Annotated in this window: 6 protein-coding genes; 4 read left to right on the forward strand and 2 right to left on the reverse strand. The window is 56.6% G+C overall.

All coding sequences use genetic code 11. The features are described 5' to 3' along the window. Positions 1 to 321: 321 nt before the first annotated feature. Both AC0L8G_RS16555 and AC0L8G_RS16560 read right to left on the reverse strand, forming a co-directional pair. Positions 322 to 3,126: an ATP-binding protein gene (locus AC0L8G_RS16555; RefSeq protein WP_473385264.1), complete on the reverse strand. Its 2,805-nt coding sequence runs from the start codon at positions 3,124 to 3,126 to the stop codon at positions 322 to 324. A gap of 3 nt (positions 3,127 to 3,129) precedes the next feature. Next, positions 3,130 to 3,774 (reverse strand): response regulator, encoded by a 645-nt coding sequence (locus AC0L8G_RS16560; RefSeq protein WP_473385265.1) that lies wholly within the window; start codon positions 3,772 to 3,774, stop codon positions 3,130 to 3,132. 343 nt (positions 3,775 to 4,117) lie between these two features. Between AC0L8G_RS16560 and AC0L8G_RS16565 the strand changes: the two genes are divergently transcribed. The 4 genes from AC0L8G_RS16565 to AC0L8G_RS16580 all read left to right on the forward strand — a co-directional run bounded on the left by AC0L8G_RS16565 (position 4,118) and on the right by AC0L8G_RS16580 (position 13,807). Beyond that, positions 4,118 to 5,368: a hypothetical protein gene (locus AC0L8G_RS16565; protein WP_473385266.1), complete on the forward strand. Its 1,251-nt coding sequence runs from the start codon at positions 4,118 to 4,120 to the stop codon at positions 5,366 to 5,368. 222 nt (positions 5,369 to 5,590) lie between these two features. Continuing rightward, on the forward strand, positions 5,591 to 10,651 hold the full coding sequence (locus AC0L8G_RS16570; protein ID WP_473385267.1) for a hypothetical protein: 5,061 nt from the start codon (positions 5,591 to 5,593) through the stop codon (positions 10,649 to 10,651). After that, positions 10,651 to 13,224 (forward strand): CshA/CshB family fibrillar adhesin-related protein, encoded by a 2,574-nt coding sequence (locus tag AC0L8G_RS16575; RefSeq protein ID WP_473385268.1) that lies wholly within the window; start codon positions 10,651 to 10,653, stop codon positions 13,222 to 13,224. The genes AC0L8G_RS16570 and AC0L8G_RS16575 overlap by 1 nt, the downstream gene beginning before the upstream one ends. A gap of 109 nt (positions 13,225 to 13,333) precedes the next feature. Next, entirely contained in the window at positions 13,334 to 13,807 is a 474-nt protein-coding gene (locus tag AC0L8G_RS16580; RefSeq protein WP_473385269.1) for a hypothetical protein, read from the forward strand. The last annotated feature ends 21 nt before the right edge of the window (positions 13,808 to 13,828 follow it).

The following is a 13,828-nucleotide window of genomic DNA, read 5'->3' on the forward strand; positions in this document are numbered from 1 at the left end:
ACCCATTACAAACCCAACACCTTTGTCGGGAAATGCATGTTTCACTCGGAAAATAGGCCGTAGACAGTGGCTTACCGCGTAGGAACTACGACAAGCCGCTTGCGATCGGAATCTATCTCGCTGAAGTTAGTCGACGCGATATTACATCCGTTCACAGACAAACTACTGATTTCGCTATGTAACATTCCGCCAGTTAGTCTGCGGGTCAACCGAAGTCCCCGCCCACCCCAACAGCGCGGGATGAGTTTTCAAAGCGTCACAACCCCTTAAAAAAGCAGTAGTTACTGAACTTAATCGCACACGGCTCGAGATTACGCTCGCTTACCTACCGGCGTGAATCGTATCGCGCAGCGTCATAGCGAACAGTTCGATCGCCTCGTCAGTGTCTGGGTCACTGGCATGAAACGCCTGATCCAGTTGACGCGCTTGCGCCGCCACTTCTTCAAAGCCGAAGGCGCCGGCCACACCGGCGAGGCGATGCACAGACTCATGCATGCGCTTGACCGAGCCGGCATCGCGATTTTGCCGGCAAATCTCAATTTCCTCCAACTCCTGACGCGCATTCTCAAGAAAGCGCCCCGAAAGCGCTTTGGTCAGATCATCAGGGATATTATCGTCATCGGTTAGAGGCGCATCGTCGCCAAACCAGCGACCAACAACCTCCAACACCTGACGGCGATTTGCAGGCTTGCTGATATGCGCGTTCATGCCCGCTTCGTAATAGGCGTCGATCTGTGTCGAGAGGACATTCGCTGTCATCGCGACAATCGGAATTTTCTGATATTTCTCCCCGAGCGCGCGAATGAAATGGGTCGCTTGAATGCCGTCCATGCCAGACATCTGAATATCCATCAAAATGAGATCGTAGTCTTTCTGACGAACGGCTCGGATTGCTTCCTCCCCCGAAAAAGCGGTGTCTATTTCACAGCCGCTTGGCTGCAGCATGCCCTTAAGCAGCTCATGATTAAGCTCGACATCATCAACAAGCAGCAACCGCTTGCCAACACAGTCACTGAGCAATGCGCCGGTGATCTGTTGGTGTGTTTTCACATCCCTAAGCGCTTTTTCCGGCGCAGCGGAGACTGACAAGGGCAACTCAACCCAGAATGTCGATCCTTTGCCGACTGTGCTGACCACCCCAATCTCGCCGCCCATCAGCTCCGCAATGGCGCGGCAAATCGCCAGCCCCAAGCCGGCGCCGCCTTGCGAGCGCCCATTGAATTCTTCAACCTGCGTGAACTTGTCGAAGAGCAAACCAATCTTGTCCTTGGCGATTCCAATTCCCGTATCGGTCACGGAGAAACGGAGCTTTTGCTCTTCCGGCTCGCTTTCCAGCAAGTCCACAGCCACTTTCACGCTGCCTTTGTCGGTAAACTTGATCGCATTGAAAATCAGGTTGGTGAAGATCTGGCGTATTCTTGTTTCATCGCCAAGATGCACCGGCGCGACATCATGGTTAAACGTGAATGAAAGCTCCAGGCCCTTCTCTGAGGCCGGCTCACGAAGCAGGTCGATTACATCCTGCGCAATGGCGGAAAGGCTGATGGGATTTCGGGCGATCGTCATGCCCCCGGACTCGATTGTCGAAAGGTCCAGCACGTCGTTCAACAGCGCCAGCAAAACTTCGCAAGAGCCATGAATGAGTTCCGCATGACGCCGGTCAGGCGCCGTCAGACTCGGACTTTCATTCAACAACTCCGCAAACCCTGCAATCGCGTGGAGCGGCGTTCGCACTTCATGACTGATCGTCGCGACGAACGCCGTCTTTGCGATGCTCGCCTGATTAGCCGCGTCCCGCGCTTTGGCGAGTTCGATCTGCTCTTTCTTGCGCAGCGTAACATCGCGCACCATGCCTGTTATGCGAGACGGCGCACCATTCTCATCATGGTGAAGCTGGGCGAAGGTGTTCACCCAGGTGACGCCGTCCGCCGGATTGGCAAGCCTGTGGTCGAAATCCATGGGCGGGCCGCCGCGATAATGCGCAATCCAGGCATTTCTCGCCCCCTCCTGGTCATCCGGATGGACGATGCTCCAGAAGTCGCTGAATATCCGCAGAGAGCTCGGCGGTTTGCTGAAAAATTTCTCGAAATTGTTTGACCGGTGATAGACTTGCTCGTGAAGATCTATCTCCCAGATCGCCGCGCCTGAAAGATCCAATGCACGCGCAAGCCGAGCTTCGCTTTCTTGAAGCGCCTGCATGGCTTTATGTTCGCTGGAAATATCTTCAATAAAAATGATAATTCCGCCAATGTCACCGGTCTCTTCCACCCATGGCCGGACTTCCCAGCGCATATGCACTGTCGTTCCGTCAAGCCTGTGAAATTCGTAATTGCTGCTGCGCTCAACCGCGCCACGCAGACAACGATTATTCACTTCTTTTTCGCTGTCGGAAATCTCCGGCATGACGTCATATTGGCATTTTCCAATCACGTCTTTCGCATCGAGGTTGAAATCATCCGCCCACCGCTTGCTCAACGTCATATAGCACATGTCTTTGTCGAACATGGCCATTGCGCCGGGAGAGCGCGACACGAAACTTGCGAGCATGCCACGGCTATCACGAACCTCGTCCGCACGCCGTCGATCATCCAAGTGCTCGACGATCGCCTTCGCCATCAATTGGAGTTGGCGGATCTGGTCGGCATTCAGTGTTGTCGGTTGTTGAAAAATGACGCAAAGCGTCCCCAGCGCCATGCCCGATTTCGTAATCAAGGGCGCCCCAACATAACTCCTTATATGCGGCGGCCCGGTGACAAGCGGGCTATCAGCAAAGCGTGGGTCCTTGTGAGTATCCTCAACAACAAATGGCGCGCTCGACTGAATGGCGTGCGCGCAAAACGCCAGTGAACGCGGTGTTTCCGCAACATCAAGCCCCACCCTGGCCTTAAACCATTGCCGCTTTCCATCAACCAGAGAAACAAGGGCGATCGGCGCGCCGCATGTAAGGGCGGCGGCTTGTGTTATCGCGTCAAAAAAAGGCTCTTCCGGCGTATCAAGAATGTCATAGGAAAGCAGTTCCGCCAGGCGTTGTGCTTCACAGTCATGCGCTCGCGCCGGCGCAACTCGCTTCTTCCCTACTGACGAGGGTGGGCCAAAAGGTGAGCGCAAATCGTAGGGACGGTTCATGGGCTAGCTGACGTTCTTTGTCGCATAATCAGGCAGCAAATCACGCGCAACCAAATTCGCCTGGGTGCGGTTGGTAACGCCCAGCTTCTTGAAGATCACCGAAAGGTGGCTTTTGACGGTTTGCTCGGCAAGCTGAAGATCGAATGCAATCTGTTTGTTGGAACGACCATCCGCCAACGACAACAAAATTCTCATCTGAGCTGGAGAAAGCCCGGCAATGCCGTCGGAAACACCCTTTGCGTTATCGGGCTCCATATCGATATCCGGAAATACCTTTTCGCCCCATGAAATATATCGCAATTTCTTGATGATCTCCGGCATCGTCATGGATTTTCCAAGAAAACCATCCGCACCGAAAGTCCGCGCGCCGCGAATAACGCCCGCTTCTTCGCGCGCCGAAATCAGAACAATGCGCGCCTCGGGAAGCGCTTCCCTGAGCTTTCCAAGCCCGGAAAGCCCGTAGGCGTCTGGCAACATGAGATCGAGCAAGATCAAATCATAAGGTTCGCTTTGATCAATCATGCTTTGCGCTGTTGAGAATGTCTTCGCGACGTCCACTTGGGTTTTTGGACTAAGCGTCGTAAGCCCAACCGAAAGCGCATCGCAATATAGCGGATGGTCATCAATAATAAGCGCGCGTTTCAGCATTTACTTGGCCTTTTTTTGCCCCCGCGAACCAACACGATCCAAATCTAAAGCCACGTTTAGTACATAAGTATTATCCAATCTCTACAATTCTAAATAAATTGTTCTAATACCTTGGGCTGAATGTTTATGCTCTGTTCACCCCCGGCAACCCCATCAGATTAAGTATAAGTCGCCGCCAGCAGTTCCTGGAACGCTTGTATCGACTAGCCTTCACGAATTAGCTGCAGATCAAAAAAGCACTCTTGGTTAAGTTAATAGATAAAATCGTATCTATACTGTTTAGTTCTCGGAAAGGGCCAATTCGCAGTTTTCGCACTCCTGGCGCAAACAAATGGAGACGAAAATGCGAAAGTTTTGGGAGGTTTCAAAGTTAGCTCTGACTGCGGCGAGCGCGGTCACGTTCTTTGGAACTGCAAATGCAAACGGCACGGACGCCGGCAAGTCCGTAGAGAACACCTTCACCCTCGACTATGCGGTTAGCGGTGTTTCTCAAGGCACCATCACCAACGATCCGGCATATACGGCCGGCGCTGGCGAGCCCTCACCGGTAATCGACCCTAACGGTCCGACTGACTTCACGGTCGACCGGATCATTGACCTTGAGGTTACGGCGCTCAATCCGGGCCTGGTCGTGCCGTCCAACGCGCAAGACCGCATTCTGGAATATACAATCACCAACCTCGGTAACGATCATCAGTCCTATTCGTTCAGCGTCGCTGATGTTGCGGGTGATGATTTCGACGCAACCGGACTGCAGATCACCTACTCACGGGCGCAGGCCGACCTCAATGGCGACGGCGATTTCGCCGATGCTTGCGAAGCTGCAATTACAGACGCCCCGTTGACGGCGACCGTAGTCGGTTCACCGGCTGGTTCGGCAAGCTTCACTTGTGACATTCCCGCCGACCTTCCCTTCACCGTCAAGGTTTCCGGCGATATTCCGGATGGCCTGCAGGAGTTGAATACCGACAATCTCGTTCTTGTTGCCGAGACCCGCAACCCAAGCGCGTGGTCGTACGAAGCAGTCGCTCCGGCGGTTGGCGATGTTACCGCGCAGGATGGAGACGGCTCCAACACAATCGACGGCGTTGCTGAAAACGTCTTCGCAGATGGCAGCAATACTTCCGAAGAAGCGGGCCAGGATGGCCGCATGTCGGCGCAGTCCAGCTTTGTTGTGACCTCGCCTGACCTGACGGCTGAAAAGCTGGTCTGGGTGCTGAAAACCGATTCCGACGCAACGGCATGTTCATCGGAAGCGATCCCGGCAACCGAGCCGACGGCGGAATATTCAACGCCGGGCGCCTGTGTGCTTTACACGATCGAAGTCACCAATACCGGCGAAGTCGCCGGCTCCAACGCCGACAGCATCGATATTACCGACGTGCTGCCGGACAATGTCGCCTTTGTATCAGCCACAACCACAGGCTTCGATACGCCAGGCACGCTTACCTTCACCAAAGCTGACAACACAACGGACTGCGACGGCGCCGATGGTGAAATCTGTACGATTTCGCTCACCAGCGCAGGTCTCGCCGCAACGGAGGGCACCACGAACTCCGTCGCTCAGCTCTATATCCGCGCACTGGTCCGCTAGAAAAATCTAGCGACCGGATTGGCTAGCAAAATCTAGCCATCGCGCGACGGGCGCCGATCATCACTCTGCTGCCCCCCGCTTGATCGGCGCCCGTTCCTAACCACCGAGGCGTTCAACATACGCCAGACACTACTCTTCCCGCGCACTCGATGGCGAGTGCGCGCCCGCCCCAACCATGCCGAGATTCGGCGAGCGAAATGAACGTCAGCAAAGGATTTGAAGATGTCTAAGTTTGGTCAATACATCCTCAAAACGCTCTGCACTTCGGTCTGCTTTGCAGCAGCGGCTCACGCGCAACCCTCGCCGCTGGGCACAGAAGTCACGAACACTGCAGTGGTCGCTTATGACCATCCGAGCGGACGCTTTGCATTTCCAACCAATGACGCAACCTTCCAGGTCGTTGCGCGTCCGACGCCTTCCACAATTGAATTTTTCCGCCACGCCCCTGCCGCCACCGACGGACAGATGATCGCGCTGAATGGCAGCGACTACCGTCCGGCCGCGAATTCCGCGCGGCGCTCCAGCGGCGTTTCTAGAACCGCAGAATTCGAGCAGGTCGATCCGTCAATGGCGAAAGCCACCGCCCCGCTTTCCAAGGGCGAGCCCAATGCGCTGATCCCTGCCGACGCTTTTTACAGCGGCGAATTGCTGCTGGTGCGCGTTACCGACGCCGGCCAAAATGGCGACCCGGGCCGGATCGAAACAGTGACCGCCACGATCGAATCAAAAGGCATGGACCGCGTTACGCTTCGCCTTTACGAAGACGGTCCGGATAGCGGCCAGTTTTACGGTTACATTCCAACGACATCCAGCGCCACTGCGTTCGATGACTCTATGCTCACTGTCGCAGAATCGGCGGGGCTTAGCGCGACCTATATTGATCCGTTCGACGCAACAGAAGTGTCGATCGACACTGCGCTTGTTGATCCTTTCGGCCTGCTGTTCGATTCGCTGACCGGCGAGCTTATCGATGGCGCAGTGGTCACCATTGCCGAGGCAGCGACTGGCCAGCCTGCGGCGGTGTACGGCGTCGACGGCATGTCGGCATACCCCTCAACCCTCACCACCGGCGGCAGCGTTACGGACGCGTCCGGCGCTGTCTATGATCTGGACCCGGGTCAGTTTCTGTTTCCGCTAATGGCGCCTGGTCAGTACCGCCTGCAGATTGCGCCGCCGGACGGCTATGTCTTCCCGTCAGGTTTTGAGGCCGACCAGTTTGAAAACCTGGAAAATGGTCCGTTTGAAATCATTGACGGTTCCTACGGGCTTGAATTCACGGTTTCGGCTTCCGGCCCCCTGCATTTCGATGTCCCGCTTGACACCGATCGCGGCCTGACTGTCGTGAAAAAGTCCGGGGCCCCAACCGCATCAATTGGCGACTTCATCACCTACACGGTTGAAGTCGAAAACAGCGATGACAGCCGCCTGCCCTTGCGTGTTCAAGACGCCTTGCCGGATGGATTCCGCTACCGTGAAGGCACGGCGCATCTTGATGGCGAGCGCATTGCAGACCCGGAAATTTCAGCAAATGGCCAGACTCTCTATTTCGCTGGCGGCGACATTCAGCCGGGCGACACGCACATCTTTTCCTACGTTGCTGCGATTGGCCCGGGCGTGCGCAATGGCGAAGCCATTAATCGCGCAACTGCGGTCAACCCCTATAACCGCCCTCTGTCGAACACAGCCGAAGCCGCGATCACTATTCAGGAAGATCTGCTGCGTTCGAAATTAACGATTATCGGCCGCGTTGCGACCAATGCCTGCGATGGCGAGGCTGAACCAGCGCGCAAGATCCTTGCGGGTGAAGGCGTTGCTGACGTGCGCCTCTACATGGAAACCGGCGACTTTGTTGTCACCGATGAAAACGGTCAATTCCATTTCGAAGATGTCGACCCTGGTTCGCATGTCGTGCAGATCGATCCGGCGACCCTGCCTGCCGGATATCAGCCGATGGAATGCGAAGCAAATAGCCGATATGCCGGCAGCGCCATTTCAAAATTCGTAGACGCGATGGGCGGCACGGTCTGGCGTGCGAACTTCTACCTCAAGCGGACCGCAGAGGCTGCTGCGCCGGTTACGCAAGAGACCAAAGAAGCGGTCGAAGATGATATTACGGAATATCTCGCCTATGACCGCGACTGGTTGAACACGCAGTCCGCCGACATTGCCTGGGTCTACCCTGATGCGAATAAGACGCCGTCCAGCCAGAGCGTCAATCTCGGCATCAAGGCGCCGACCCGCGCCAAAGTCGAGTTGCGCCTGAATGGCCGCAAGACCAGCGGCGCAAACAAACAGGCTCGCATTTCTTCACGCGATCAGTCGGTCAATCTTCATCGCTGGAGAGGCGTCGATATTGAACCTGGCAAAAACGTGTTTGAGGCCGTCATCACCTTAAAGGGCGGCGAAACGAAACGCCTTACGCGGGAAATCTGGTTCGTCACCGAAGCGCAGAGCGCCCGCCTGGTCGACGATCAGTCCATCCTGGTTGCGGACGGCCGCACTAATCCGGTCATCGCAATCCGCCTGGAAAACGCCGCCGGACGCGCAGTTCACGCCGGGCGCATCATCGAGATCGATGTGGCGCCGCCTTACAAGCTGAAGTCGGACAACGAACTGGCAAAGCTCGCGCCGGTCGATGCAAGCCAGACTGAAGCGCGCAGTGTTCGCGTCGATGCTGACGGCATCGCCCGCATTGAGCTGGAGCCGACGCTGAAGACCGGCAAAGTGCGTATCCTCGCGCCGCTGACCGGTACGCGGGTTGAGGAAATCGACGCCCATCTTCGTCCGGAAAAGCGCGACTGGATCGTCGTCGGTCTGGCGGAAGGCCAGCTTTCGCAACTCGACGGCGCCGCAGGCCCGCTCGGGCAGAATGGCAAGTGGAACGAAGCTGGCCGCATCGCTCTGTTCGCAAAAGGCGTCGTCAAAGGCGACTGGCTGCTGACCGTGGCTGTGGATACGGCGAAAAAACGTGGCCGTGAAGACAATGCTCTTTATGAAGAGATAGATCCGAACGCGTATTACACGCTGTATGGCGACCGCTCTGTGCAGGGTCATGAAGCTGAAAGCAGATATCCGTTTTACGTGAAACTGGAAAACAACCTCGCCCAGCTTCTGTTCGGAGACTTCAACACCGGACTTAATGACACCGAGCTCACGCGCTATAACCGCAATCTGTCGGGCCTGCGCGCCAGCTATGACGGCAACAACTTCTCAGCCACGGCCTTCGCCTCTGAGACCAATCAGGGCTTTGCAAAAGACGAAATCCCTGCTGACGGCACTTCCGGACCGTACCAGTTGTCGCAGGCTGATATTGTCCGCAATTCCGAAGTCATCATCATTGAAACGCGGGACCGGTTCCGTCCGGATCAGGTCCTGGCGACAACATCGATGGAGCGCTATGCCGACTATGAAATCGACTACAAAACGGGCGAGCTTATTTTCCGCGCGCCGGTTGTGGCCGCCGATCCGCAATTCAACGACAATGTCATCGTTGTCGACTATGAGACCTATTCGGATGCGGAACGCAATCTGACCTTTGGCGGACGTGCGGAAGTACGCAGCAAGGGCGAGCGGATCACCGCCGGGGCCACTGCAATTCGCGAAGATGGCGACGGCTCCTCCGCAAGCCACAAAGCTGAACTTGCCGGCGTCGATGCGACCGTGAAAATCGGAAAAAACACGCAGCTCAAGGCTGAATATGCGCGTTCGCGCCGCAGCGCCGACGACGAAGAAGGCGAGCCAAGCGACGCGGAAGCCTATCTTGTCGAACTGCGTCACCAAACCGAGACTTTCGGCGCGGAAGCGTACATTCGCGAAGAAAGCGCTGGCTTCGGTCTTGGCCAGACAGCGCGCAGCACCCAGTCGATCCGCCGCATCGGCGGTCAGGCCACAGCGCAAATCGATGAATCGGTGAGTGAGAAATCCGGCCGTCGCAGCACGCGCAACCTGAATGCTCAAGTCTATAATGAGACCGCGCTTGAAACCGACGATCAACGCACGGTCGGTGAAATCGGCGTCACTCATGCGGGCTCGACCCTGAGCGCCGGCGCCGGACTGCGCGCCGTACAGGAAAATATCGGCGGCAAGGAGCGTCAGTCTTTCCTGGCCACCGGAAATGTGAGCGTCGCAATGCCGAATCTCGGCCTGACCCTTTCCGCATCGCGCGAACAGCCGATCGGCGGATCAGACGACCCGGCGGCGATCGCGCCTGAAAGAACGATCCTCGGCGCCGACAAGGCGATTGGCGAACGCGTTACGCTCAATCTGCGTCACGAGATCACTGACGGTCTTGAAGGCTCCAATCAGAATACGCTTGTCGGCGTCACTGTTCTGCCCTGGACCGGCGGCAAGATTGTCACGGATGTCAATCAGATCACGCAAGACGGCGCGTCGCGCATTGCAGCCACCGTCGGCGTTGATCAATCCTTCCGCATGAGCGATGCCTGGAGTGCAAGCCTTGGATTGGCGAAGCGCAATTGGCTGGATGATGCGACTTCCGACGACATTGCGGGCGAGGAAGAAGACTCGCCGCTGCTCGCCAAAAGAGAAGCCTTTACTTCAGGCTATTTCGGCGTCGGTTTCCGCAAGGACAACACCGCCTTGTCAGCACGCGCCGAATATCGCGAAACGCAGGAGAATGAACGCATGACGCTTGTTTTCGGCGCCGCGCGTGAATTGTCCGAAAGCCTTTCTTATGCAGGCGGCGCACGCTTGCAACGCACCGAGAGCGAATTGGCTGGCGTCAATGACAGCGTCGAAGCCCGCTTGGGCCTCGCATGGCGGCCCGTGTCAGACCGGTTCGCGCTTTTCAACCGCCTCGACTTTGCGATGCAGCGCGGCGACGCCCAGGGCGAAAGCTGGAAACTGGTCAGCAATACTGGCGCGAACGTCATGTTGTCCGAAAAAACGCAACTCGCCGCGTTCCATGGCATCAAATATTCGAACGCCAACTTCTTCGGCGAGCAGTTTTCAAGCTGGACCAATCTGGTTGGCATGGAGCTGCGCCGCGACATCACCACAAATATAGATTTTGGCCTTCGCGCCTCTGTGTTGCAGTCTACTGCAACCCGCACCGCAGAGTATCAATTTGGGCCAAGTGTAGGTTTTTCCCCGAAAAACAACATGTGGTTTAGCGTCGGATACAATTTTATCGGCTTCAGAGACGAAGATTTCGAAGCGGCGTCTGAAAGTCATAAGGGCGCGTTCATAAAATTGCGGATAAAATTCGACCAAAACGACGCAGGCGATTTACTGCGCTGGGTCTCTCCGGGAGGGCGTAACTAATGACTGGACTTAATAATACTTTTACGCGACTCGCCGCTTCGGTTTCCGCCACGGCCTGTCTTATCGGCGCCGCAAACGCCCAGATCGTTTACAAGGAAGATTTCGGCGGCGGCGCCTATCCGGGCGCTCCCCTGCCCTCAACGGTGACCACCTATACCTATAATGCACCCACAACCGGCGCATTCCCGGACTCTCTTGATGACGGACAGTACGTCATCGCGGAGAATGCACGCCGCGCATTCAACAACTGGGTGGATCTGAACGACCATACCAGCAATGACGGCGTCGGATACATGATGGTGGTGAACGCCACTGAAGGGTTCGCCGACGAATTTTACAGAACGACGGTAAATCTCGAAACAAATCAGGAATACCATTTCTCCGCATGGATCGTGAACGCCAACACCCAGACCGTCAAAAACTATTGCGACACAGTCGGCGGCCTGATTTTGCCGAATGTCACTTTTTCCATTCAGGATATGAGCGGCAATGTGCTGGCGTCAAATACAACGGGCAATATCCCGTTGAGCGATCCGCCTGCCTGGGAAGAGTATGTGCTGGACTTCACAACGGGCCCATCAACATCCCAGGTTCAACTGGTTCTGAGCAATAACGCGCCCGGCGGTTGCGGTAATGATCTCGCCATCGACGATATTGAGTTTCGCAAACCAATCACGGTCGTCGCTAATGACGACTCAACAACGGTCAACAACCAGACTGGCGGGGCTGCAAATATCCTGAACGTTCTCGCGAACGATACAGACAATGGCGCGGCGGTCTCCAGCTTTGACTTGTCTATCGCTTCTGGTTCGAGCCTGCCTGCAGGGATCGCATTCGACACGCTCACAGGCGCAGTAAGCCTTGAGGCGACCGCTGCAGCCGGTGTTTACAGCTTTGACTATCAACTTTGCTCTTCCGGCTCGACATTCAATTGTGACATTGCGACCGTCACCATCACCGTCAGCGCGGTCACGCATAATTGCATCGCCGGCTCCTCTGCGACCGGTTCCGGCTACGCCTCCGGCGGGACCGGGACATTCCAGAACGAAATATGGTGGTTCGACTGGGAATGCGGCAACGTCACCTTCAATGCGGGCGACACAGTCAACAAGAGCTGGACCCTGCCGGGCGGCATCATCGTCACGGCGCAGATCACCAACCTCACTTCGGGCGTTCGCCAATACAACACCGGCGACTGGCTCGGCGACATACTCGATAACATGTATGCAGGCCTGAACCCGATCGGTTTGCGCAACGCGGTTGGCGCTGGCGACCCCACCTTGGATATCGCATGGACCGCAAGCTATAACGGCAATGCGATCCCGCTTGATCTGGTTTTCGCCGATGCTGAAGACCTCGGCGGCGGAGAGGCCACACTGGCCACCACCAATGGCGGCGCATGGCAGCCAATCGAATATGCCGGCGAAGTTTATGCCGCATTCCCGCAAAACGGTCAGCAGATCATTGAAAGCGAACCGCCCAATTTCGGCGCCGGAACACTGCTGGCGTTGTCAGAAAACGTTACGACAGTGAACGTTCAAATAATCTCCAATTCGGTTTCCGCTGTCGCTTTCGGCTTCTTCTTGCCGATCGACACCGGCGACGCGCAGGGTTTCGCCTCTGCAGGTCACTATGCACGGCATGTCGCGGTGAGTTCCGCCATCCAGCCAGCAGCGGTGACTCTCGCGGACAGCCTTACCTATGCGAGTATCGAACCGGCGGCGGCAGTCTATATGGGCGCGGAAAGGCCGGACGCCGACCCGACGACATTGGCCAATGCCGACGCCACTGGCGATGACGCCGACAAGACGGACGATGAAGACGGCGTCGTCATGCCTGCGATCAATCCTGGCGCCGCGGTTTCGTTTCCGGTGACCGTTGTCGGCGCAGGCGGGTATTTGCAGGCTTGGGCGGACTGGAACGGCGATGGCGATTTCGCCGACGCCGGTGAACAAATCGCGATTGACGCACAAGACGGCGTTGTCGGCGCGGCTGGCCGCACTGACGATGGCGATGCTACGCCAGGCGTTATTACAATCAACACGACCGTCCCGACAGCGGTCGCCGTCAATACCGTCAGCTTCATTCGCTTTCGCTGGTCGAGCGTTCAGGGACTTGATGACGCGACGATGGCCGCCGACGGCGAAGCCGAAGACTATTCATTCACATTCGTCGCGTTGGAGACGGAACTGAGCGGCGCGAAAACAATCTCGGTTTTCGATCCCGCCGGGACCGGCGAAGTCTACGCCTTGCCGGGTGAGGATGTGATCTACACATTGTCCGTGGCGAACACGGGCGCCGGCGCGGCCGACGCCGACACCGTCGTGCTTATCGACCGGCTCCCGGACGAAGTTGAGTTCTTTAACGGCGATATCGACACAGGCGGCCCGGACAGTTTCGCCGGCGGCGACCCGGTCGGCTTTGTCGATGCTTCGTCTAATCTCACCTTCACCTACGCAACTGATGTCGCCTATTCAGAATCAGGCGACGCGCCCCGCGGATTTTGCATCATGCACCTATTCGCCAGCGGCGGGCTACGACCCGGCAGTCACCTATATCTGCTTCAACCCTAAAGGAGCGATGGCCGCCGGAGACCCTGACCCGGGATTCTCCGTGTCCTTCAGGGCAAGGATTAAATAAACGCCTGATTAGAAACTGAACAACACTTCGAAAGGAAATACCATGAACACGAAACTTCTCGGACTGACAGCAAGCCTGAGCCTCTTCGCCCTCCCCGCCCTGGCCGGCGACCTCACCGCTACGCAGGAAATTCACAAGCTTGTCGTGACGAAATCTGCTGACGGCGAAATCACGCGCAGCTATGTGCCGGTTGAGACCGTCGCACCGGGTGACACGATTCGATATACGATCCGCTATGTAAACAATGACAATACCGGCGCGGAAAACGCGGTGCTGACCATGCCGGTGCCGAACGAAATGTCGTATCTCGGTCAGTCATCCAATCCGGCGGGCGCAAAAATCAGCTACTCCCTTGACGGCGGCAAATCATATCTGTCGATCAGCGAGTTAAACGCAATCCCGACCGAAGAAACGCAAAACAGTGCTTATGATGTGACGCATGCGCGCTGGAGCTTCTCGGCGCCGATCAAGCCTGGCGCATCTGGAGTTGTCGGTTTTCTCGCGAAACTGAACTAGCGCTCGCGCAACACGCAGAAG

The organism is Hyphococcus sp. D3-15 (assembly GCF_055809375.1).